The following is a 23184-nucleotide window of genomic DNA, read 5'->3' as shown; positions in this document are numbered from 1 at the left end:
CGGTCACGGGGACTCCTCGGGCGACGACGGTGGGGGCGGGACGGACGGGGTGAGGTGCTCGAGCTCGGTGACGAGGGTCTCGACCTCGGCCCGGGAGAGCCGCCGTGGCGGCGCCGCGAGGTAGCGGCCGAGGTCACCGGAACCGTAGGGCGCCGGGGAACCGGCCGCCGGGGGCCGGCCGAGTCGGTCGTCGGCGATCGCGCCGACGAGGTCGTGGAGCTGGCGCGGCGCCTCGGTGTCCTTGGGCCCGGGGTCGAGCAGCCGCCGGAGGGTGGCGATGCCCGGCTCGGGCGCCGGCTCCTGCGCGCGCTGCGGGAGCCAGTCCCAGTCGACGCCGTCGGCGCGCTGGAGCGGGACGACGGCCCCGAGGACGGTGACGACCACGGCCAGGGTGCCGAGGGCGAGGAGGGCCACCGGTCCGCGCACGACGACGAGGACGGCGACGAGGACCAGCCCGCCGGCGACGGCGGCCACGACCCGCGGGGACGGACGGCGCTCAGCCACGTGCGGCTCCCGGGGACACCGAGCGGGCGGCGCTCAGCGCGGCGTCGAGCTCGCGCAGGGCTCCCTCGGCGCGGTCGCGGTCGTCCTCGGTCAGCGGGTGCGCGGACCAGCTCGCCTCGCGGTAGAGCTCGGCGAGCGACCGCAGCGTGGTGGCGTCCACCCGGAAGCGGGAGAGGACCGCGACCGTGGTCTCGGTCGAGGTGCGGGAGGCGGGCAGCGGGACGCCGCTTCCGCGGAGGGTCTCCTCGAGCCGGGCCCACGCCGCGATGATGCCCTCCGCCGGCGTGCCCCGCCCCAGGGCCCCGAGGCGTCCCTCGGCGTCGAGGGCCAGCGCCGCGCCGACCCGCTCGAGGTCGGGTCCGGCGCGGGCGTCCTCGTCGACCCCGCGGTCCTGGCGCGAGGCCAGCCACGCCCGGACGGCGGCGACGAGCAGCGCGAGGACGGCTCCGGCGACGATGGCGACGGCGAGCCAGCCGAGGGCGGTGCCGAAGACGTTGGCCTCCGAGCGCGGGCCGGTGTACTTCGCGGCGTTGATCTCGGTGCGCGGTGCGAGCTGGGTGTCCTCGCCGCGGGCCTCGGAGAGGGTGCGCGTCGGGTGGGCCACCTGGATCGGCGGCTCCGGCGGCGGCACCGCCGCGGCCCAGACCACCGCGAGGCCGGCGAGGGCGGCCACGACGACCAGGACGACGGTGCCCGTCGCCCTGCGCCCCCACGGTCCCGTCGTCCGCACGGGACACACCCAACCACATGGGTGGTGGCGCCGTGGCCGATCCTTGGCGACGATGTGCACGTGGCGACGACCTTCCGGCTCCGCGCGGGCGACACCGGTCCGGTCCAGCAGTCCCCGGTGACGTGTGGCTCCGCGTGCCTCACCGTGGCCCGGATGCTCGTCGACCCGGTCTTCGCGTCCTGGGTGCGCACCGGCGAGCCGCACCCGCCCGGCTCGCCCCAGGGGGCCACCGAGGCCGAGCGGTTCGCCGCGTACGAGCGGGTCGTCATGCGACGGACCAACGGGGTGCTCGCCGGTGGGCGCCGGCCCAACCTCCCGTGGCCCCGGGCGCTCGGCACGCCGCCGTGGGGCGCACTCCACGAGCTGGAGTTCGGCGCGTCGCGGATCGGGACGCGCTACACGGTCGACGTGCTGCGCGGTGCCGACGAGTACGGCCTCGTCGAGCGCTTCGACACGCTCGTCGACGTCGTCGCCGACGGCGAGCCCGGCCTGCTCTACATCGGCAGCCGGCTGCTGCCGCGGCACGTCGTCCTCGTCCTGCCCGGTGACGGCGACCGCAGCCTCGACGTGTACGACCCGGCCACCGGGCGGGTGGGGCACCTGCGCCGCGACGCCGTGGTCCAGCACCGGCTCGGGCTCTCCGGCTGGAACGTGCCGTGGGTCGCGGTGCGCCCCACCGGGTTGCGCCGCGTCGAGGTCCGCCAGCCGGCCCCGTCCCTCGGCCCGATGCCGGCGTAGGCCCCGATGCCGCTCCCCGAGGACACCGCTCCCGGCCGCGCCCTCGAGCTGGTCGAGGAGCTCGGTCGCGTCGTCGTCGCGTCCCCGGCCGGCGTCCAGTACGTCGTGCGCGCCGACGGCCGGCACGTCGTCCGGCACGCCCTCGTCGGCGGCGTCCTGGCGTTCTGGGTCGGACGCCTCCTCTCGGCCGCGTTTCCCGTCCCGGTCGCGCTGCTCGTGGCGCCGCTGTTCCTCGTCCTGGGTGCCGCGGGCTGGGCGCTGCGGTTCCCGCCGCGGGCCGCGGCGTGGGTGCAGGTCGACCGGGTCTCCCCGGAGGACGAGGTGGGCGGCACCGTCGCCTGGGCCGGGGTCCGCTCGCGGGACCGGCTGCCCGACACCGTCGACGCGCTCGTCGAGCGGGTGCGCGAGGGGTCCGTCGACGGGCTCCCCGAGCACACGGGGCTCGACCGCGTCCGGCTGCGCTGGCGCCTCGCTCCGCCGGCCTGACGAGAGGGTCGGCCGGTCTCGGGGCCTCAGGCGGTGGGCTTGGCGACCGGGACGAGCTCGAGGTCGCGGGTGGCGACCTCCTCGCCCTCGGCGTAGTCGAGCGTGCCGGTGAGCCGGCCCGCGGCCCGCAGGTCGCCCTCGCCGGACCGCACGTGCTCGAGGACGTCCGCGGGCCCGACGATCGTCGCCGTCGGCACCTCGGCGCGCATCCCGACCTTGGCCTCCGACTTCGCCTTGCGGACCACCGCGAGGGCAGCCCCGACCGCCGCGAGGACCGCCGGGTCGCCGCCGGCCGGCACCTCCTCGACCGTGGGCCACGGCGCGCGGTGCACCGAGCCCTCGTGGGTCCAGCTCCAGACCTCCTCGGTGACGTACGGGAGGATCGGGGCGAGCAGGCGCAGGACGACGTCGAGGGCGAGCCGCAGGGTGGCCCGGGCGGAGGCCGCGGCGGCGTCGCCGCGCGATCCGTAGGCGCGGTCCTTGACGAGCTCGAGGTAGTCGTCGCAGAAGGTCCAGAAGAAGGACTCGGTGGCCTCGAGCGCGCGGGTGTGGTCCCACGCCTCGAAGCCCGCGGTCGCCTTCCCGACGACCTCGCGCAGCGCGGCGAGCACCGAGCGGTCGAGCGGGTCGGTGACCTGGGCCGCGAGGTCGCCGGAGACCGCTCCGAAGGACAGCGCGAACCTGCTCGCGTTGAGGACCTTGATGGCGAGGCGCCGGCCGACCTTGATCTGCCCGACGTCGTAGGCGGCGTCGGTGCCGAGCCGGCCGCTCGCCGCCCAGTAGCGCACGGCGTCGGCGGAGTGCTCCTTGAGCAGGTCCTCCGGCGTCACGACGTTGCCGCGCGACTTGCTCATCTTCTTGCGGTCGGGGTCGAGGATCCAGCCGGAGATGGCGGCGTCGGTCCACGGGACGGTGCCGTGCTCCCAGTGCGCCCGCACGACGGTGGCGAACAGCCAGGTGCGGATGATGTCGTGGCCCTGCGGGCGCACGTCCATCGGGAACACCTTCTCGAACAACGGGTCCGGGTCGACGCCGTCGCGTCCGCGCCAGCCCCCCGCGATCTGCGGGCTGAGCGACGAGGTCGCCCAGGTGTCGAGGATGTCGGGGTCGCCGACGAAGCCGCCCGGAACGCCGCGCTGGTCCTCGGTGTACCCCGCGGGCGGGTTGGCGGCGGGGTCGACGGGCAGCTCGGACTCGTCGGGCAGGATCGGGTGGTCGTGGTCGGGCTCGCCGTCGGCGTCCACCGGGTACCAGACCGGGATCGGCACGCCGAAGAACCGCTGCCGCGAGACGAGCCAGTCGCCGTTGAGGCCTTGCACCCAGTTCGCGTACCGGCTGCGCATGAACGAGGGGTGGAAGTCGATCTCCTCACCCCGGGCGACGAGCGCGGCGTTGAGGTCGGCCTCGCGCCCGCCGTTGCGGATGTACCACTGGCGGGTCGTGACGATCTCGAGGGGCTTCTCGCCGCGCTCGTAGAAGTTGGCCTTGCGCTGGGTCGGGGTCGGCTCGCCCTCGAGGTCACCGGAGTCGCGCAGCGCGCCCACGATGGCCTCGCGCGCCGAGAACGCCGTCCTCCCCGCGACCTGCTCGGCGTAGAGCGCCGCGCCGGGGGAGCCGACCAGCCACTCGGGCGTCTCGCTCTGGAGCCGGCCGCTGCGGGTGATGAGCGAGCGGGTCGGCAGCTGCAGCTCGCGCCACCAGAGGACGTCGGTGAGGTCACCGAAGGTGCAGCACATGGCGATGCCGGCGCCCTTGTCCATCTCGGCGGCGGGGTGGGCCACGACCGGCACCTCGACGTCGAACAGGGGTGTGCGGACGGTGGACCCGAAGAGCGGCTGGTAGCGCTCGTCGTCGGGGTGGGCGATGAGCGCGACGCAGCTCGGGATGAGCTCGGGGCGGGTCGTCTCGATGTGCACCGGGCCGTCGGCGCCGTGGAAGGCGACCCGGTGGTAGGCGCCCGGGTAGTCGCGGGCCTCGAGCTCGGCCTGGGCCACCGCGGTCTGGAAGGTGACGTCCCAGAGGCCCGGCGCCTCGGCCTGGTAGGCCTCGCCGCGGCGCACGTTGCGCAGGAAGGCCTGCTGCGACGTGGCCCGCGAGTGGTCGTCGATCGTGCGGTAGCCGATCGACCAGTCGTAGCTGTGCCCGATCCGGCGGAACAGGGACTCGAAGGCCTCCTCGTCCTTGACCGTCAGCTCGTCGCAGAGCTCGATGAAGTTCTGCCGCGAGATGGGCAGCTCGTCGGCCGCCTTCGTGCTCTTCGCGTCGCCGCGGAACGGCGGCTCGAAGTCGGGGTCGTGGTGCAGCGAGGCGTCGCCGCGCACGCCGTAGTAGTTCTGGACGCGCTTCTCGGTCGGGAGGCCGTTGTCGTCCCAGCCGATCGGGTAGAAGACGTTGAAGCCGGCCATCCGCTTGTAGCGGGCCATGCAGTCGGTGTGCGTGTAGCTGAACACGTGCCCCATGTGCAGCGAACCGCTGGCGGTCGGCGGCGGGGTGTCGATGGAGAACACCTGCGAGCGGTCGCCGGCGAGGGCGGCCTCACGGTCGAACGCGTAGGTGCCCTGCTCCTCCCATACCGCCCCCCACTTCTCCTCCAGGCCGTCGAGGGACGGCCGGTCCGGGATGGCGGAGGCGGCGGGGGAGGCGTGCTCGGTCATGGCGGACATTCTCACAGACCGCGGCCCGCGGCCTCATCCGGGTTCAGGCGGTGCCGCGGCGGCGGGCGAGGCGCACCAGCGCGAGCCCGAGGAGCGCGGTCCCGGCCGCCACCGCCACCCAGAGCACCTGCCGGCGGTCGGCCGCCGCGGGGTCGGGGACGTCGGCGACGGCGAGCCGGGTGGTCGCGACCGTGGCGCGCGGCTGCGGGGTGGAGCCGGGCAGCGGCGGCCCGGCCATCCCGGCGTCGAGGACCGCGGTGAGCGCCTCGACCGGCTGGACCACACCCCACCCGACGGCGTCGTCGCGGGCGTCGCGCCGGTCGCGGGCCGCCGTCACCTCGAGCCGGTGCGCCCACAGGTCCGGGCCCTCGGCGGGGAAGCGCTGGGCGAGCAGTGCGGCGGCGGCGCTGACGTAGGCCGTGGCGTAGCTCGTCGAGCCGGCGTCCGAGTCGAGGTAGCAGTCGCCCCACGCGCCGTACGTCGTGAGGACCTGGACCCCGGGAGCCGCGACGTCGACGTGCGTGCCGCGCACCGACGTCGCCGTGGCGCGGTCGGAGGCGTCGGTGGCGGCGACCCCGAGGACGCCGGGGTAGGCAGCCGGGTAGCGCGGTGCGCGGACCGGCGCGTCCTGGGTGGTGTTGCCGGCCGAGGCGACGACGAGCACCTTCCGGGCGCGGGCGTGGGCGACGGCGGCACGCAGCCGGGCGTCGTCGGTGCCGGTGCTCAGCGAGACGTTGACCACGCGCGCGCCGTGGTCGACCGCGTAGGTGATGCCCTCGGCGAGCGTCCCGGCGTCGGTGTCCGGGCCGTCCTGGGCCTGCTGCTCGTCGGGGACGACCTTGACCGGGAGGATGCGGGCGTCAGGGGCGAGGCCCTCGACCCCGGAGGTCGTGCCGAGGCTGCGTGCGGCGATGATGCCCGCGACGGCCGTGCCGTGCAGCCGACCGTCGGTGCGCTCCGAGCCGCCGACGACGCTCGTGCCGTCGAGGACGCTGCCCGCCGGGAAGTGCGCGTTGCGCGCGACGCCGCTGTCGACGACGCCGACGGTGACGCCCCGCCCGGTGGCGAGGGTCCACGCCTTCCGGGCGCCCAGCCGGATCAGGCCGGCCGGGGTGTCGGTGACGTACTGGGTGCGCCCCTCCTCGCACGGTTCGCCGGCCGCGGGCAGGGCGGCGGCCGGGACCGCGGCGGCGGGGGTCGCGACGCCGGCCGCGAGCGACCCCGCGAGCGCCGAGACGGCGACCAGGGCCGCCAGCCGGGCGGACCTCACGAGGTGCCCGAGACCACGGTCCGCGCGGCGTCGGTGCCGAGGGCCGGCCCCGAGCGGAAGAGCTCGGTCCAGGCCACGGGGACCGGGACGACGTCGTCGTCGGCGTAGCCCAGCCGGGCGAGCACCTCGGAGTCGGCTCCGACGACGGAGTAGGCGGTGGCGGTCTGGTCGACGGCCAGGACCGGCCCCTTGCCGAGGACCTGCCCGGACACCGCCCGGACGAGGGCGCCGTAGCCGGTGTCGACGGTGGTACGACCGCGCTCGGCCTCCGGGGGGTCGGCGGTGACGGTCGCGAGCGAGACCGCGGGTGGGGTGCCGGGCGCCGTGGTCAGCGTCGCGCACGGCGTCGTCTCGAGCGGCGTGGGCAGGGCGTCCGGCCAGTCGGTGGGCGCGGTGCGCTGCGGCTCGACCTGCAGCCGCGCGATCTGGGCGGCCTGCACCGGGACGTCCTGGGTCGAGGCGCCCGACCCGAGGCGGTACATCGCGAGGGCGAGGTCGGGCAGCGGTTCGAGGGTCCCGAGGGGCGTGACGAGGTAGTGGCGGGTGTCGTTCTCGAGGCGCAGCACCGAGCCGACGGTGGCGCCGGTGGGCAGGCCGGGCAGCGGCTTGCCGAGGTCGTCGACGCGCAGCGGGGCGAGGGCGGTGCCCTCGGGGAAGAGGTTGAGCCACTCGGCGGGCGCGGCGGTCGGCGGGCGGCCGTCGAGCCGCAGCGCGACCGAGACGGCCGAGAGGTCCTTGGCGGCGACCGGGTAGCGCATCCCGTGACCGACGACGAAGGCGCGGGTGCCGGACCGCACGACGAGCGCGGCGCCGTCGGCGGCGTCGGCCCGGCGTGAGGGCCCGATGGCCGTCGAGACCTGTTGTCCCGCACCGAGGCACGACACCCAGCCGGTGTCGACGAGCCGGTCGGCGGGCGCGAGGGAGTCGGGGGCCCCGAGGATGCCGAGGGTCGGCCCCCGGCGCAGGTCGGCGAGCTCCTCGTCCGGGACGGCGAGGACCTTGAACCGGTCGCTGGGGATGAGCAGGCGGGCGCTGACCGTGTTGACGACGGGGTGCAGCACCCCCTTGACCGAGACGTAGCGCGCGCCGCTGTCCTCGGCGATGACGAGCCGGTCGTTCTTCCAGTCGTCGGGCAGCGCCGAGCGCAGCCAGCCGAAGGCCATGCTGCCGAGGACGAGCACGACGGTCAGCGCGAGCCCGCCGACGACGGCGCGCAGCGGACGGTCGGGCTCGACCTCGCGCCCGCCCGGGGCGCCGCTGACGAACGCCGTGGTCAGCCGGCGCCTGCTGAACGACTGGGCCTCGACGAGGTCCTTCTTCGTCGCCACGTCAGAGGACCCCGGTCGTCGCGGCGGCGAGCGGGAGGAGGGCGACGAGGGCGAGGCCGTCGAGGGTGTCGGCGACGCGGCCGAGGCGCACCCGGGTCCGAGGGGCCAGCACCGCCAGGACGACGACGACCGCGCCGGTCGCGCCGAGGACGACCGCGAGCGCGGGCCGCCACGCGGGGTGGGCGAGGGCGGCGACCACGGCGGCCAGCGCCAGCCCGAGCACGCCGGTGGCCATCGCGAGGACCACCGTGGCCCGGGTGCGGCTGTGCCGCGTGCGCAGCAGCGTGGCGACGCAGCCGGCGACGACGAGCACGGTGCCGGCCAGCCCGCTCGCCGCCAGCTGCGCGGTGGCGAGGAGCGCCGCGCCCCCGGTGGCCAGCCCCACGGCGACCATGGTGTCGTGGCCGCGCGCGACCTGGGCGCGCACCCGGTCGCGGTCCACCTCCGGGGCGTCGGCGTCGATCTCGGCCTCGGTGCGGGGGGCGTGCGCGCTGAGGCGGCTCGAGGAGAGCCCGAGCCAGGGCAGGACGTTGCCGAGGACGACGGCGAGGACGAGGAGGACCGCGCACGACGTGGTCATCGCGACCCCGGCGATCCCCGAGGCGATGCCGAGACCGGTGGCGGCGACGCCGACGAGCACCCCGGCGGCGAGGACGAGCCGGTGCCGCGGCACGGCGAGCGCGGCGGCGAGTCCGACGACGGCGACCGCCGCACCGACCCACACGAGCCCTCGGCCCCACAGCGGGTCGGCGGGGGAGAGGGCGCTGCCCGCCGTCGCGGCGTAGGCGAGGGCGGTCAGTGCGAGCGCGAGCGCGCCACCGGTCTGGGCCCGGGTGTGGAGGACGGCCGCCGCCCCGACGAGGAGCAGGGCCACCGCGAGCGCGACCGCCGCGACGAGGGCGCCGGTGTCGCGGGCCGTGAAGAGCGCCCACGCCGCGCAGAGGAAGAAGACGACCGAGGCGCCGACGGCCGTCCCGGCGCTGTGCCGGGCGGTCCACGGCGCGAACTGCGTCTCGACGACGTCGGCGACGGCCTCGACGACGTCGTCGTAGACCTTGTCGGTGGACGGGTCGACGACCTCGAGGCTGAGCACCGCGCCGTCGCCGACACCCTGCGCCGCGAACGAGCGGTCGGGGTCGAGCAGGGTGCCGCCGCCGGCGACGAGCCGGAAGCCGTGCGAGGCCTGCTCGGCGTCGAGCACCCCCAGCTCGCGGGCGAGCTCGGGGACGATCTCGACGACCGGGATGCCCCCCGGCACCCCGAGGTCGGCGCGGCGCGTGCCCGACGACACGGACACGCGCACGAGCGACGCTGCGGCGCTGCTCTGGCTCACGGTGCTGCTTCTCCCCTCCGGTGGCACCCTCCTGGTGCCGGTCCCGACGCGCACCGAGCATAGACGCGCGACCTTCGGGGAGTTCTCCCCATCGACCGGTTCCCCGTGGCACCGTAGGGTCGAGGGCGAGACGAGGGGACGGCACACGAATCCACGTCTGCAGGACACCAGCCCTTCAGGGGGTCAGTGAAATCGACTGCGGCACGTTCGTCGTCGCACGAAGGAAGGACACATCATGGGTGACCAGTTCAGGGCCGGCGCAGGGGTCGTCAAGGCCAGCGCCGACATCGTGTCGGCGGCGCGGGGGGACCTCCGCACGCAGGTGAACAACCTCCGCACGCAGATGGAGGCCGTCAAGGCGCACTGGGAGGGCCAGGGGGCGGCCAGCTTCCAGAACGTCAGCGAGGCGTGGAAGGTGCAGACGCAGGACATCGTCGACGTGCTCGACACGTTCGAGGCCAACCTCACCGGCACGCAGCGTCAGTACGACGCCGACGACGCCGCGGCGTCCTCGAACCTCAGCAAGTACAGCAGCATGCTCGGCAACGGCTGAGCCGCGACCGAGAACTCGGACGAAAGACGAAGGGGACGACCACCATGGGTGACGGAATCAAGGTCGGCGGCGCCGGCATCGACGCGCTCGTCGACGACATGCAGAAGGGCCTCGGGGCCATCGAGACGCGGCTCGCGGACATGAAGAACGACCTCGCGAAGTACGTCGAGCAGTGGGACGGTTCGGCCCGCTCGGCCTACCGCCAGGCGCAGGCCGACTGGGACAAGCAGATCGAGGAGTGCCGGCAGCTGCTCGGCGACGTCCGCCAGGCGGTCATCCAGTCCAAGGAGGACTACCTGGCCGGCGAGCTGCGCAACACCAACATGTGGGGCTGAGGCCCGACTGACGCACGCCGCGTGCCGGCGCCCCGGGTCGGGGCGCCGGCGCCGTCGGCGTGACGGGGAGGACGACCGGAGGGCGAGGGGCCCTCCACCGCGACGAGGAGAGACCGTGCCACGACTCGACGACGGCCCGGGGGCGGGCCCGATCCAGTACCCGACCATCCTGCAGACCCTCGGGACCGACTACCAGTCCAACTGGACCGGCTCGACGCAGGAGGCCCTCAAGACGGTGAAGTTCACCTACGCGTCCGCGTCGACGTTCGGCGAGATCCCGGCCGCCAAGGACTTCGCGAGTGTCTACCTCGCCGCCCAGCACATCTACGAGGCCACCCTCCGCGGCATCAAGGACGACCTGACGGCCGCCGCCGAGGCGCTCTCCCAGGCGGCCACCGAGATCCGCGAGCGCGACGAGGCCTCGGGTGACGCGTTCCAGACCCTCCAGGCCCGGTGGGGCACCGACGGCGACGGGTCCGCGACCGCGCAGCAGACCGTCGACGCCACCGACGACGAGCCGGTCCGCGAGGGCTCCGAGGCCCAGGTCCGGTTCACCGAGGGCGCCCAGCAGCCCCCGACCCCCGAGACCGACACCACCGACACCACCCCGGCGGCCGGCACCACCCCGACGACCGGCACCCAGCCGTCGACGGGCACCCAGCCGTCGAGTGGCATGGACGCGGGCTGATGGCGCGACCGTCGCGCCGGCGCGCCGCCGTGGCCCTGGCCCTCGTGGCCGGGCTCGGCGGTGGCCTCCTCGCGCCCGCCACCGCGGGCGCGGCCACGACCGCGCACGTCCCGGCCGCGGTGCAACCGCTGCCCGGTGAGTGGTGGTGGAGTGCGATGGGCGTCGACGAGCTGCACCGCAAGGGCACCGGGAAGGGGGTCACCGTCGCCGTCATCGACGGCCCGATCGACTCCTCGGTGCCCGAGCTGCGCGGCCGGGTCGCCTCGAGCCGGAGCTTCTGCAACGACCCCCGCCGCGGCACCGACTTCGTCAAGCGCTCCCCGCGGGCGACCGGCAAGGACGCCGAGCACGCGACGAGCATGGCAGCGCTCATCGCGGGCTCCGGGAAGGGCACCGGCCCCGGCGGTCGGGGCATCCGCGGCATCGCCCCGGACGCGACGATCCGGCACTACGCGGTGAGCTACCTCGCGGCCGACGGCAGCTACCGCTGCGGCGTCAAGCTGCCGGACGGCACCGAGCAGAACCAGGCCATCGCGGACGCCATCCGGCAGGCCGCCGTCGACGGTGCCGACGTCATCAGCATCAGCCTCGTGAGCAACTTCACCGCGTCGATGGTCGGGGCGCTCCAGGCCGCCTACGGCCACGACGCCATCGTGGTCGCGGGCACCCCGAACGAGAACGTCGTGCCCCAGTGGCCCGGGCTCGGCAACGGGGTCCTCCTCGTCAACACCGTGGACCGGCAGGCCCGGATCCCGTCGTTCGCGGTGCAGGGCAGCCCGTTCATCTCGCTCACCGCGCCGGGCAAGGACGTCATGGCCGCGAGCTACGACGCCTCGGGCTGGCACAGCGAGACGGTGGCCTCCGGGTCCTCGATCGCGACGGCCCTGGTCAGCGGCGGCATCGCCGCGCTGCGCTCGGCGTACCCGTCCGCCACCTCCGGGCAGATCCTCCACGCGGTCAAGGACAACGTCGGGCTGCGCAAGTCCGGCTCCGGCTACGAGACCTGGTTCCGTCGGGTCGGCACCGACCTCCCGCCGGTCCGGACCGCCAACAAGGCCTACGGCTGGGGCATCTTCGACCCCACCGACGCCGTGGCCGTCGACCCGACCACCCTGCCCAAGGACAACCCGTTCGTCCGCGAGGGCGCCGCCGAGGAGCCGTCGGTCGCCGAGGTCGCCGCGGCGATGGGCCTGGCCGGCGCGTCCGCGTCCGCCAGCCCCACACCGTCGGCGAGCGCCTCGTCGGCACCCGCGGCGAGCACGTCCGACGCGGACACCGCGCAGGACTCCGGGACCCCGTGGCTGCCGGTCGGCATCGGGGTGGTCGTCGTGGCGCTCCTCGCGGCGGGTGGCGTGGCGCTCGCCCGGCGCTCGCGGGCCCCCGGCCCCATCGACCCGAGCCACCCGGATCCGAGCCGCACCGACGAGGTCGCCACCGGCGACCCCACGAGCCAGGGCGCCGTCGGCGCCGAGGGGAGGAAGCACTGATGGTCATCCCGGACGAGGGTCCGAGCAACCCGCCGCTGCCGGAGGACGCCGGCCCCAACGAACGCACGCTCTACGACATCTACGGGTTCTCGTCGGTGCTCGTGCGGATGACCGCCGAGGACTGGGGGACCACCTCGACGACGGTCAGCGACCTCGCTCGCGAGGTGCGCGACGTCGTGCGCAAGCTCCAGGGCGCGCAGCAGCCGTGGACCGGCCCGGCCGCCGACTCCGCGTACGCGACGCTCACCGTCCTCGCCGGGCAGCTCGACATCCGCGCCGGCGAGATCGACGGCATCCGCAAGGGCCTCGAGAGTGCGGCGAGCGCCGCGGACACCGCCCGGCAGGCCTACCAGGGCCAGGTCCGCAGCGTCTCGACCGACGTCGACCGCTCGAGCTACGAGAGGACGCCGGCGCGCCCCCCGGGCGGCGTGCCGGTCCCCGACGGCACGGTGTTCGACCGCGCCGCCTACGACGCCGCGGTGGCCGACAAGCGGGCCCAGCGCGAGACGGCCGCGGCCCAGGTGCTCGCGACCTTCCACCAGGAGATGACCGGTGCCGCGAAGCAGATGCCGGTCGAGGCCCAGGAGAACCCGGTCCGCATCACGCCGACGAGCGGCGGGGGCGGCTCGACCCCCGGGGGGTCCCCGGGCGGCAGCGTGCCGCCGGGCGGCACCTACACCGGCCCCACGGGCACGACCGGGGGCCCGACGCACCCGCCCCGCAACCCACCGCCCGTCGACCCCCCGCTCGACCCGCCCGCGTACCACCCGCCGCCGCCGCTGCCGCCGACCTCCATCGGCGACCCCCCGTGGCCCACGCCGGTCGACCTCGACGGCGGGACGACCGGCGGCCTGACCCCCGGCGGCCCGGGCAGCACCGACTGGGCGGGCACCGGCTCGACCGGCGGCTCGGCGTCCGGGCCGGGTGTCGGCGGGGCCGGGACCCTCGGTGGCGGGATGCTGGCCGGTGGTGCGGCGATGCTCGGCAAGGGGGTGCTCGGCCGGCTCGGGGGCGGTGCCCTCGGCGCGGCGGGTCGCGGCGGCCTCGTCGCCGGTGGCTCCGGCGGCACCGCGGGGCGCGCGGCCGGCGGCGCGTCCGGGCGTGGCGCGGCGGGCGCGGGGCGCTCCGGCCTCGTGGCCGGGGGCCAGGGCTCGGCGAGCCGCGGCGGGGGCCGGGGCTCCGGCGTCCGTGGCGCGAAGGGCACCGGCCGCTACGGTGTCCCGAAGGTCGGCGACGGCGCGAAGGGCGCGAAGGGTGGCCGAGGTGCCGCCGGCGCCGGCTCGGGCGGCCGCGGCACGGGGCGTCGCCGGGACGGCGAGGCGCAGGACGTCGAGTACCTGACCCACGAGGACGAGGAGACCTGGTTCGAGGGGGAGGAGGACGCCACGCCGCCGGTGTGGCGCTGACCCCTCCCGAGCCCGACGCCCGCGGCGCCTCCCTCAGCCCGAGGTGAGGCGCCGCAGTGTCTCGACGAGCCCGCCCGCGACGAGCGCGAGCGGCAGGACGAGGACGACCGCCAGGCCCTCGAGCCGGTCGGCGGTCCGGGAGAGCCGGGTCGAGGCCCACCCGCCGGCGATCGCGGCGGCGGCCACGACCCCGACGACGCCGAGCCCGACGGCGGCGCCGACGAGCGCCCAGCGCGAGGCCGCGTCCCAGTCGAGGACGGCGACCGAGGCGCTGACGGTGAGCGACGCGGCGGCCCCGAGCATCGCGAACCGCGCGAGCCGGTCGCGCACGTGGCGGGCCTGGTAGCCGAGGGCGAGGGCACCGGCGACGAGGACCGCCCAGCGGGCCCACGGCGCGAGGGTGGACAGGGGCGCCGAGACGGCGAGGACCCAACCGGCTCCGGCGGCGAGCAGCGCGAGGTACGCGGTGCCGACCGAGACCACCGAGCGCGCCTGGTCGACCCGGCCCCGGACGTCGAGGGCGGACACCCGGCGACGACGTGCCGCGTGCCGCTCACGAACCGACCACACGGTGGTCGAGAGCCGGTCGGTGTCCAGGAGCTGGGTCGGGTCGACGTCGAGGCTCGCGCTCGGCAGGGCCCGGACGACGACCGGGACGAGGCCGACGGCGAGGGCGGCGGCCACCTCGACCGGCACGCCGCCGAGCACCGTGCCCGCGATGAGCACGGCCAGGCCACCGAGGCAGGCGGTGGCGGTGCGCTCGCCCCGGTCGGCGGGGGAGCCGTCGGACGAGGCGAGGGCCAGCACGACGGCGCCGAGCGCGCTGCCGAGGACGAGGGAGACGGCCACCCGGGACGGCGAGTCCGCGAGCGGCACGAGCATCCCGGCCGCGACCGCGAGGGCCGGGGCGCCGACCAGCCGGACCAGCCCGCTGCCCTCGCGGTGTCGCGGGGTGAGGACGATCGCCGCGACCGCCGCGGCGAGGAGCAGGCCGGCGACGCCCCACCGGACGCCGACCGAGCCGAGGAGGCCGGTGCCGGCCGACGCGGGCGCCGGCAGCGCGAGGGAGCCCGCCACGAGGCTGGTCAGCGCGGTGGCGGCGACGAGGGACGGCGCGAGCTCGGCGCCGCCGGCGCTGCGGCGGCGCCGCCGCGGCGCGCGCCGAGGCCGGCGGTCGGCGTGCAGCGCGGCCCGGCTGACGGTGGCCTCGGCGTCGTCGACCTCGTCGCGGCGCCGGGTGGACTCGTCGACGAGCGAGACCGCCGGCTCCGCGGCCGGGGCCCGGGTGCGGGACCCGCCCGCCCACGCCGGGGCCGAGGAGCGCGCGCCGGGGGCGGAGGAGGAGCGGTCGAGGCTGACCACACCGCGGTGCACGGTGTGGGTCGTCGTGCGCACGACGGTGAGCACGGCGCCGGCGGGCAGGTCGTCGGCGATGCGGTCCTGGGGCCCGAGGACGAGGCCGGCCGCGGTCGCGACCGAGCTCGGGGTGGCGCTCGAGGAGATGCCGAGGACCGCCAGCACCTCGCTGACGCGGGTGCCGACGGGGACGACGAGGTCGTAGCTGCGCTCGTCGGCGACGAGCGTCAGCTGCTGCGTCGGCCCGGTCATCGACCCCTCCCGTCATCGTCCCGGCCCCGGTGCGGGCCACTGCCCGCGAGGAACAGTATCCACGGGTACGGTAAGGCGAGCGCCAGCAGCACGACCTGGAGGGGAGGCAGGATGACGGTGCCCGCACGCAGCGGCACGCGCGAGAAGGCACCCGAGGTGCCCACCGGTCGCATCGTCCTGCAGCCCCCTCCGGAGATCACCCCGTCCGAGGGGGCGAGCGGGCTCCTCATGCAGGCCGTCCCGATGCTCGGGTCGCTCGGCTCCATCGGGTTCGTCGCCCTCTCGCAGACCGGTCCGCGGGCCTGGTTCACCGCCGGGATGTTCCTCGTCGCGAGCGTCGGGTTCGTCGCCGCCAGCGGGGTGCGCCAGCGCCAGCAGCACTCCGCCGGTGTCCTCGCCGCCCGCCGCGAGTACCTCGCCTACCTCTCCGAGGTGCGCGGCACGATCCGCGACGCCGCCGCCCGCCAGCGCGAGGCGGCCCTCTGGGACTACCCCGACCCCGCCGCGCTGCCGGTCATCGCCGCCGAGGGCAGCCGGGTCTGGGAGCGCAGCGTCTCCGACCCCGACTTCCTCCAGGTGCGGATGGGCACGACGGCCCAGCCGCTCTGCCTCGAGCTCGAGCCGCCGGAGACGGCGCCGCTCGCGCAGCTCGACCCGGTCGCCGCGTCCGGGCTGCACCGGCTGCTCGCGACCCACCGCGTGCAGCCCGGCCTGCCGGCCTCGGTGGCGCTGCGGGCCTGGCCGCACGTCGAGGTCACCGGCGACGCCGACCCCGCCCGGTCGCTCGCCCGCTCGGTCGTCCTCCAGGCCGCGATGCAGCACGCGCCCGACGACCTCGTCGTCGCCGCGCTCGTCTCGCGCGAGGCGCGGGCCGAGTGGGAGTGGCTCAAGTGGCTGCCGCACGCGCTGAGCCCGCGCGAGCACGACGCGGTCGGTCCGGTGCGCCTGGTCGGCGAGTCGGTCCACGACCTGCTGCCGCTGCTGCCCCAGGAGATCGTCGAGCGCCCGCGCTTCGGGCCCAGCGAGCGCGCCTCGCTCCCGCACGTCCTCCTCGTCGTCGACGGCGGCCACGTGCCCCCCGGCAACCCCGTCGTCACCCCCGACGGCGTCCTCGGGGTCACCGTCCTCGACCTGCCCGAGCAGTGGGGCGAGCTCGACTCCGCGACGACGCTGCGGCTCGCGGTCGGCCAGCGGGCCACGAGCGGGCCGCGCGCCGGCACCGCCCCGATGGAGGTCATCAGCCTGGCCCGCGGGGTCGCCCACGGCGTCGCCGACCAGGTCTCGACCACCCGCGCCGAGGCCGCCGCCCGTCGTCTCGCGCCGCGCTACGCCGCCGACGAGCCCGAGGTGCGCGACGCGCTGACCGCCTCCACCGAGCTCGTCGACCTCCTCGGCACCGGCGACGTCCGCGACTTCGAGACCGAGACCGCGTGGCGGGCCCGGCTCCAGCGCGACCGGCTGCGCGTCCCGATCGGCGTCGACGAGAAGGGCTCTCCGGTCGCCCTCGACATCAAGGAGTCCGCCCAGCAGGGGATGGGGCCGCACGGCCTCGTCATCGGCGCCACCGGCTCCGGCAAGTCCGAGCTGCTGCGCACCCTCGTCCTCGCGCTCGCGATGACGCACTCCCCGGAGTCGCTGAACTTCGTCCTCGTCGACTTCAAGGGTGGTGCCACCTTCGCCGGGATGGCCGACCTGCCGCACGTCTCGGCGGTCATCACCAACCTCGGCCAGGAGCTCACCCTCGTCGAGCGCATGCAGGACGCCCTCCAGGGCGAGATGACCCGCCGCCAGGAGCTCCTGCGCTCGGCCGGCAACTTCGCCAACGTCACCGACTACGAGCGGGCCCGCGCCGGCGGGGCCGACCTCGAGCCGCTCCCGGCGCTGCTCATCGTGGCCGACGAGTTCTCCGAGCTGCTCGCGGCCAAGCCCGAGTTCGCCGACCTGTTCGTCGCCATCGGCCGGCTCGGCCGCTCGCTGTCGATGCACCTGCTCCTCTCCTCGCAGCGGCTCGAGGAGGGCCGGCTGCGCGGGCTCGAGTCGCACCTGTCCTACCGCATCGGCCTGCGCACCTTCTCGGCCGGCGAGTCGCGCACCGTCATCGGCGTCCCGGACGCCTACGAGCTGCCGCCGGTGCCGGGCCTGGGCTACCTCAAGCCCGACCAGACGACGCTGACCAAGTTCAAGGCCGCCTACGTGTCGGGGCCCCCGAAGGGCCGCCGGCGTCGCACGGTGAGCGAGGGCGCCGCGGCCAGCGGGCCCTCCGAGATCCTTCCGTTCACCCTCGCCCCGGTCACGGCCGGGCGCCGCGCCCCGGTCGAGGAGGCCGCGAGCGCCCCGCAGGAGAGCGCCGAGGAGCGCGCGGTCTTCGACATCGCGGTCTCCCGGATGAAGGGCAAGGGCCGTCCGGCGCACCAGGTCTGGCTGCCCCCGCTCGACGTCCCGAACTCGATGGACCAGCTGTTCGGCGACCTCGCGGCGGACCCGCGGCTCGGCCTCGTGAGCCGCTCGTGGCGCGAGCGCGGCGACTACGTCCTGCCGGTCGGCATCGTCGACCGCCCGCTCGAGCAGCGACGCGAGCTCTACGTCCTGCGCCTCGGCGGGGCGGGCGGCCACGTCGCCGTCGTCGGCGGGCCGCGCTCGGGCCGCTCGACCTTCGCCCGCACGCTCGTCTCGGCCATCGCCCTGACGACCACCCCGCTCGAGAGCCAGGTGTACGTCCTCGACTTCGGCGGCGGCACGTTCACGCCGCTCGCCAAGCTCGCCCACGTCGCCGGGGTGGCCAACCGCAGCGAGCCCGAGGTCGTGCGCCGGCTGGTCGCCGAGATCCGCGGCATCGTCGACGCCCGCGAGAGCTACTTCCGGGCCAACGGCATCGACTCCATCGAGACCTACCGCCGGCGGCGGGCCGAGGGCCGGGTCGACGACGGCTACGGCGACGTCTTCCTCGTCGTCGACGGCTGGCCCACCGTGCGCGCCGAGTTCGAGGAGCTCGAGCCGCAGATCACCGAGCTCGCCGGTCGCGGCCTGACCTTCGGCGTCCACGTCGTCCTCACCACCTCCCGCTGGATGGACTTCCGCAACCAGATCCGCGACGTCCTCGGGACCCGCGTCGAGCTGCGGCTCGGCGACCCCACCGACTCCGAGGTCGACCGCCGGCTCGCCGGCAACGTGCCGAAGGGCCGGCCGGGTCGAGGTCTGACGACGACCAAGCACCACTTCCTCGGCGGCATCCCGCGGGTCGACGACCGGGGTAGCGTCGACGACCTCGGCGACGGCGTCGAGGACCTCGTCGCTCGCGTCAACGCGGCCTGGCAGGGGCCGCGAGGTCCGAAGCTGCGGCTGCTGCCCGAGGAGATCACCCTCGACGCCGTCCGCGAGCTCGCCGGGCCGGAGGAGCGCCGGCTGCTCCTCGGCGTCGACGAGGCGAGCCTCGCCCCGATCGGCCTCGACCTCGCCGAGGACCCGCACCTCTACCTCCTCGGTGACGGCGACAGCGGCAAGACCGGCTTCCTGCGCACCGTCGCCCACGAGGTGGCGCGCCTCCACACCCCGGACCAGGCGAAGCTGTTCGTCGTCGACTACCGCCGGGGCCTGCTCGGCGAGCTGCCCGAGGCACACCTCGGCGAGTACCTGACGACCGAGGAGCAGACGGTCGCAGCCGTCGAGGGCATCACCGAGTTCCTCCGCTCGCGGCTGCCGGGCCCGGACGTCACGCCCGAGCAGCTGCGCGCCCGGTCGTGGTGGAGCGGTGCCGAGGTCTTCTTCCTCGTCGACGACTACGACCTCGTCGTCACCTCGTCCGGCTCGCCGCTGCGGCCGCTCGTGCCGCTGCTCGCGCAGGCCGGCGACGTCGGCCTGCACCTCGTGGTCACCCGGCGCTCCGGTGGCGCGTCGCGGGCGCTCTTCGAGCCCGTGCTCCAGGGCCTGCGCGACCTCGGGGCGCCCGGGGTCCTGCTGTCCGGCAGTCCGGACGAGGGGATGCTCATCGGCCGGGTCAAGGCGTCGGTCCAGCCGCCCGGCCGGGCCCGGATCGTCTCGCGCGACCTCGGCGACCAGGTCTTCCAGACCGCGTGGCAGCCTCCGCGGCACGACTGACCTAGGCTGCGGGCATGGAGCCCGTGTACCGGCCCGTGATCCACGCGGCCAAGACGCTCTTCCGGTTGCAGGGCACGCAGTTCACCATGACCGGCACCGAGAACGTGCCGCGCGAGGGTGGCGCCGTCATGGCGATCAACCACACCTCGTACCTCGACTTCATGTACGCGGGGCTGCCGGCCTGGCCGCACCGCCGCTACGTGCGGTTCATGGCCAAGCAGTCGATCTTCGCCCACCGGGTGTCCGGGCCGCTGATGCGCGGCATGCGCCACATCCCGGTCGACCGCCACCAGGGCGGTCAGGCGTTCAAGGACGCCGTCCGCGCGCTCAAGGACGGGGAGATCGTCGGCGTCTTCCCCGAGGCGACGATGTCGCGCTCGTTCGAGCTCAAGGAGTTCAAGCCGGGCGCCGTGAAGATGGCGCAGGTCGCCGGGGTCCCCGTGCTGCCGGTGACCATCTGGGGCGGGCACCGGGTGTGGACCAAGGACCTGCCGAAGCGGATGGGCCGAGCGCACATCCCGGTGCACATCGCGGTCGGCGAGCCGATCGAGGTCGGCCGGCGCGAGGACGTCGCCGAGGCCACCGCGCGGGTCAAGGCCGCGATGCAGGCCCAGCTCGACGCCCAGCAGGCCGCCTACCCCGAGCTCGTCGGCGACGAGCGGCGCTACCTGCCGGCCCGGCTCGGCGGCACCGCGCCCACCCCGGAGGAGTCGCACGAGGCGGACGCCTCCGACATGCGACGTACCCGCGACAAGTTCACCGGCTGACCCCTGCGCCGGGCGTCACCCGGTGAGCACGGCCTCCAGCAGGTGGCCCAGGTGGTCCTGGCAGGTGTCGGTGCCCAGGCCCTGCACCCGCCGCAGGTGCTGCCAGGTGCGCACGTCGAGGACGACGACGGCCAGGGCGAGGGCTCGCTCCCGCTCCCGTGGGGGAAGGCGGTCCAGCCGCGGAGCCAGCACCTCGCGGACCCAGCCGCGGTGGTGCTCGTCCCCGAGCCGGAGCACGGGACGCAGCTCGGGGAGCCGCTCGACCAGCTCGATGGTCCGGAAGGTGCCGTCGCCGGTCGTCTCGTAGTCGCGCAGGACGGCGGCCACCACGGAGTCGACGTCGCCCGCGACGGCGCCGCTGCGCAGCTGCTCCACGACCGGCCCGAGGCGCTCGGTCACACCGCTGAGGTACAGGCCAGGCTTGTTCTCGAAGTGGTTGAGGACGGTCTGGGTCGACACGCCGGCCGAGGCGGCGACGTCGGCCAGCGTGACCTCCTCGTAGGGCGCGGCGGTGAACAGCTCGACCGCCGCGTCGAGGATGGCCTCGCGGGTGCGGCGACGCGCTTCTTCACGAGCCGACATGTCGTAGCGCCGCGGCACGCGGACCTCCTTGGCTGGGTGGGCGAGTCATTCAATAGTACTTGACAAAATCCAATTGGTCCTCATACTCATCAAATGTCGCCGCCCGGACCACGGGCGGTGCCCCACCTCGTGAGGAGAACCACCGTGTCCCGATTCCTCGTCTACACCTCCCCGGCCGTCGGGCACACCGTGCCCCTGGTGCCCGGGCTGCTGGAGCTGCAGCGGCGCGGCCACGGCGTCCACGTGCGGGCCCTGCCCGACCTCGTCCCCGTGCTGGAGTCCGTCGGCCTCGAGGCCTCCGCCATCGCGCCCGACGTCCTCGACATCCCGATCACGGACTTCCGGGCCGGGTCGAACGGCGAACGCCTGCGCACGGGTCAGGCGGACCTCCTCGCGCGGGCCCGCCACGACGGCCCCGACTTCGACGACGCCGTCCGCGCCCTGAGCCCCGACGCCGTCCTCGTCGACATCAACGCCTACGGGGCCCAGGTGCGCGCGGAGGCCGCCGGACTGCCGCGCGCCACGGTGCTCCCGTCGGTCGTGCCGATCCCGGAGCGCGGCATCCCCCCCTACGGGCTCGGGCTGCGGCCGGCCCGGGGGCCGCTCGGGCGCGTCCGTGACCGGGTCGGGTGGGCGATGGTCGAGCGGGCCTTCGGGCGCGCGATCCTCCCCGGGCTCAACGCGCTGCGGCGCGAGTCCGGGCTCGAGGAGTGGCGCTCCGCGCTCGACCTGTACGACGGTCGCCACCCGATCATCGCCCTGACGTCGGCGCCACTGGAGTACGAGCGCAGCGCCCTGCCGGACCACGTCCACCTCGTCGGCGCCCAGCCGTGGGACGTGCCTGCGCCGCGTCCCGCCTACCTCGACGAGCCCGGGGACCCGTGGGTCCTCGTCACCTGCTCCACCGACTCCCAGGGCGACCAGCGGCTCGCCGAGGTCGCGGCCGAGGCGCTCGCCGACGAGCCGGTCCGGGTCCTGCTGACCCTCGGCGGCGCCGACGACGCGGGGCTGGCCGGCCGGCTGCCCGCCAACGTCCGGCTCGAGCGGTTCGTCCCGCACGGCCACGTCCTGCCGGAGTGCACCGCCGTGGTCTGCCACGGCGGCATGGGCATCGTGAACCGCGCGGTGCACGCCGGGGTGCCCCTCGTCGTGACCCCCTTCGGGCGGGACCAGCCCGAGATCGCCCGACGGGTGCAGCAGGCCGGCGTGGGAGTGGTGCTCCCGCCGCGGCGCCTCACCGACGAGCGCCTCCGGCAGGCCGTCGCCTCCGCGGTGGAGCTCGGCCCGAAGGCGCGCGAGGTGGCTCGTGGGAGCGACGCGGGTGCGGCACCGGGGCGGTTCGCCGACGCGGCCGTCGGCGTGCTCCGGCACGTCGAGCGGCTCGAGGCGTAGGCCGGGTCGAGGGCCGTCAGGCCGAGAACGCCACCACCCGCGGCTCGACGAAGCGGCGGTCCGACCCGCCCTGCAACGTGCAGCCGACGGCCAGCCAGGCCGCGGTGCGGGTCGGGTGCGGCCGCACCGTGAGGTAGTCCCCCCACGCACCGGTCGCGGGGGCGTGCGTCGAGGTGGCGGCGACCGCCATGTCCCAGGTCCACGGGCGCCCCTCGAGCACCCGGCCGACGGCGAGCGCGGGATGGGTCGGGCCGGCCGTGTACGCGGCGAACCCGACCCGGCCCGACCGGCTGACGGCGGCGCCGGGGTAGGCCCACGCGGCCGTCGCGCTCCACAGGTCCGGCTCGGCGACGACACCGAGGCTCGCCTCGTCGAGGACGACGCTGCGGACGAAGGGGTGCGGGCGGCCGGCCATCCGCCCCGCGGTCCAGTGGAAGCCGAGCCGGCCGCCGGCCCGCCAGCCCGCGGTGACGCGGTCGTCGCACCGGGCCTCGAGCCAGTGTCCGTTGCCGGGCGTGAGCGAGGTGTAGTCCGCGGCGTCCCAGGCGGTGACCGGGACGTCCCAGGCCGTGACGTCGGCCGTGCCGTCCTTCCACGCGAAGACCCGCAGCCGGCGCCGGGGCTGGTCCGAGCTCGCGAACCACATCGTGTCGCCGGCCCCGGAGACGAGCTTCAGCGAGCCGGCGGCGGTCGTGGTCCAGTGCTCACGGTGCAGCCTGCCGTCCCCACCGAGGTCGGCCAGCGGCCACCGGACGACCACGGCGCGCTTCCAGCGGTCCGCCGCGTCGTAGAGGTTGGAGCTGAGCCACAGGTGCCGGTCGGTGACGGCGAGGTCGGGGTAGTCGAACCACAGCCCGCTCCAGGCCGGGCTGAGGTCGGCGGGGGCCAGGTCCCACGAGCGCCACGAGCCCGGGCGGGCGGTGCGGCTCACCGCGACCCGGCCGATGTTCGTGCCCCCGCTCGCCTCGTACTGCAGGTACCAGACGTACCGACCGGCTACCCGCAGCACGACCTGGTCGCAGCAGAACCGCCCTCGGGGAGAGGCCATCTCGGTGAACGGGTCGATGACCTGCCAAGTCGCACCCGCGTCCCCGGAGCGGCTCGCGTACCAGTTGCCGGTGACGTAGCGCGACCGCCCCGCGGCCGCGAGGCTCGGCTCACCGACGGTGCCCGTGAGCACGCCGGTCGCGACGTCGTCGAGCGGCAGCTGGTCGAGGACGCGGACCAC

19 protein-coding genes are annotated in these 23184 nt (G+C 75.8%); 10 read left to right on the top strand and 9 right to left on the bottom strand.

What is annotated here, in order from left to right; genetic code table 11:
- Window positions 1-3: 3 nt before the first annotated feature.
- Window positions 4-504, bottom strand: coding sequence for a hypothetical protein (locus PKA89_RS02325; RefSeq protein ID WP_324416214.1), 501 nt, complete (start codon window positions 502-504; stop codon window positions 4-6).
- Entirely contained in the window at window positions 497-1234 is a 738-nt protein-coding gene (locus PKA89_RS02320) for a DUF4129 domain-containing protein (protein WP_324416212.1), read from the bottom strand. The genes PKA89_RS02325 and PKA89_RS02320 overlap by 8 nt, the downstream gene beginning before the upstream one ends.
- 60 nt (window positions 1235-1294) lie before the next feature.
- Here PKA89_RS02320 and PKA89_RS02315 point away from each other — a divergent pair, with 60 nt between their 5' ends.
- Both PKA89_RS02315 and PKA89_RS02310 read left to right on the top strand, forming a co-directional pair.
- Window positions 1295-1972 carry a hypothetical protein gene (locus PKA89_RS02315; protein ID WP_324416210.1) on the top strand — a complete coding sequence of 226 codons (678 nt, stop codon included), beginning with the start codon at window positions 1295-1297 and terminating at the stop codon, window positions 1970-1972.
- A gap of 6 nt (window positions 1973-1978) precedes the next feature.
- Window positions 1979-2458, top strand: coding sequence for a hypothetical protein (locus tag PKA89_RS02310; RefSeq protein WP_324416209.1), 480 nt, complete (start codon window positions 1979-1981; stop codon window positions 2456-2458).
- A gap of 26 nt (window positions 2459-2484) precedes the next feature.
- Here PKA89_RS02310 and valS read toward each other — a convergent pair whose 3' ends face one another.
- From valS to eccD, 4 genes are read right to left on the bottom strand one after another with little or no spacing between them, the layout of a single operon-like run.
- Window positions 2485-5112, bottom strand: a complete 2628-nt coding sequence (valS, locus tag PKA89_RS02305; protein WP_324416207.1) for a valine--tRNA ligase — start codon at window positions 5110-5112, stop codon at window positions 2485-2487.
- A 43-nt stretch (window positions 5113-5155) separates the two neighbouring features.
- Window positions 5156-6382 (bottom strand): S8 family serine peptidase, encoded by a 1227-nt coding sequence (locus PKA89_RS02300; RefSeq protein WP_324416205.1) that lies wholly within the window; start codon window positions 6380-6382, stop codon window positions 5156-5158.
- Complete coding sequence (gene eccB, locus PKA89_RS02295; RefSeq protein ID WP_324416203.1) at window positions 6379-7710, bottom strand: type VII secretion protein EccB; 1332 nt, start codon at window positions 7708-7710, stop codon at window positions 6379-6381. Before eccB ends, PKA89_RS02300 begins: the two co-directional genes overlap by 4 nt.
- A 1-nt stretch (window position 7711) precedes the next feature.
- Complete coding sequence (eccD, locus tag PKA89_RS02290) at window positions 7712-9043, bottom strand: type VII secretion integral membrane protein EccD (protein ID WP_324416201.1); 1332 nt, start codon at window positions 9041-9043, stop codon at window positions 7712-7714.
- Between the two features lie 235 nt (window positions 9044-9278).
- Between eccD and PKA89_RS02285 the strand changes: the two genes are divergently transcribed.
- The 5 genes from PKA89_RS02285 to PKA89_RS02265 all read left to right on the top strand — a co-directional run bounded on the left by PKA89_RS02285 (window position 9279) and on the right by PKA89_RS02265 (window position 13512).
- Window positions 9279-9596, top strand: coding sequence for a WXG100 family type VII secretion target (locus PKA89_RS02285; protein WP_324416199.1), 318 nt, complete (start codon window positions 9279-9281; stop codon window positions 9594-9596).
- A 44-nt stretch (window positions 9597-9640) separates the two neighbouring features.
- Window positions 9641-9931 (top strand): WXG100 family type VII secretion target, encoded by a 291-nt coding sequence (locus tag PKA89_RS02280; RefSeq protein ID WP_324416196.1) that lies wholly within the window; start codon window positions 9641-9643, stop codon window positions 9929-9931.
- Between the two features lie 115 nt (window positions 9932-10046).
- Window positions 10047-10619 (top strand): hypothetical protein, encoded by a 573-nt coding sequence (locus PKA89_RS02275; RefSeq protein WP_324416194.1) that lies wholly within the window; start codon window positions 10047-10049, stop codon window positions 10617-10619.
- Window positions 10619-12106 (top strand): S8/S53 family peptidase, encoded by a 1488-nt coding sequence (locus PKA89_RS02270; protein WP_324416192.1) that lies wholly within the window; start codon window positions 10619-10621, stop codon window positions 12104-12106. The genes PKA89_RS02275 and PKA89_RS02270 overlap by 1 nt, the downstream gene beginning before the upstream one ends.
- On the top strand, window positions 12106-13512 hold the full coding sequence (locus PKA89_RS02265) for a hypothetical protein (protein ID WP_324416190.1): 1407 nt from the start codon (window positions 12106-12108) through the stop codon (window positions 13510-13512). The genes PKA89_RS02270 and PKA89_RS02265 overlap by 1 nt, the downstream gene beginning before the upstream one ends.
- A 33-nt stretch (window positions 13513-13545) precedes the next feature.
- Here the strand turns inward: PKA89_RS02265 and PKA89_RS02260 are convergent, their stop codons facing one another.
- Window positions 13546-15120: a hypothetical protein gene (locus PKA89_RS02260; RefSeq protein WP_324416188.1), complete on the bottom strand. Its 1575-nt coding sequence runs from the start codon at window positions 15118-15120 to the stop codon at window positions 13546-13548.
- 111 nt (window positions 15121-15231) lie between these two features.
- Between PKA89_RS02260 and eccCa the strand changes: the two genes are divergently transcribed.
- Complete coding sequence (gene eccCa, locus PKA89_RS02255; RefSeq protein ID WP_324416186.1) at window positions 15232-19215, top strand: type VII secretion protein EccCa; 3984 nt, start codon at window positions 15232-15234, stop codon at window positions 19213-19215.
- A 14-nt stretch (window positions 19216-19229) separates the two neighbouring features.
- The gene (locus PKA89_RS02250; protein WP_324416184.1) at window positions 19230-19982 is read left to right on the top strand and encodes a lysophospholipid acyltransferase family protein; all 753 of its coding nucleotides are present in this window, start codon (window positions 19230-19232) and stop codon (window positions 19980-19982) included.
- Between the two features lie 15 nt (window positions 19983-19997).
- Here PKA89_RS02250 and PKA89_RS02245 read toward each other — a convergent pair whose 3' ends face one another.
- On the bottom strand, window positions 19998-20582 hold the full coding sequence (locus PKA89_RS02245; RefSeq protein ID WP_324416182.1) for a TetR/AcrR family transcriptional regulator: 585 nt from the start codon (window positions 20580-20582) through the stop codon (window positions 19998-20000).
- Window positions 20583-20708: 126 nt separating this feature from the next.
- Here PKA89_RS02245 and PKA89_RS02240 point away from each other — a divergent pair, with 126 nt between their 5' ends.
- Window positions 20709-21956: a glycosyltransferase gene (locus PKA89_RS02240; RefSeq protein ID WP_324416180.1), complete on the top strand. Its 1248-nt coding sequence runs from the start codon at window positions 20709-20711 to the stop codon at window positions 21954-21956.
- A 16-nt stretch (window positions 21957-21972) separates the two neighbouring features.
- Here the strand turns inward: PKA89_RS02240 and PKA89_RS02235 are convergent, their stop codons facing one another.
- Window positions 21973-23184: a hypothetical protein gene (locus tag PKA89_RS02235; RefSeq protein WP_324416178.1), complete on the bottom strand. Its 1212-nt coding sequence runs from the start codon at window positions 23182-23184 to the stop codon at window positions 21973-21975.

Origin of the sequence: Phycicoccus sp. (genome assembly GCF_035325325.1) — a bacterium.
In the GTDB taxonomy this organism is placed as follows: Bacteria; Actinomycetota; Actinomycetes; order Actinomycetales; family Dermatophilaceae; genus Phycicoccus.
This window is presented reverse-complemented; position numbering and strand designations above follow the sequence as displayed.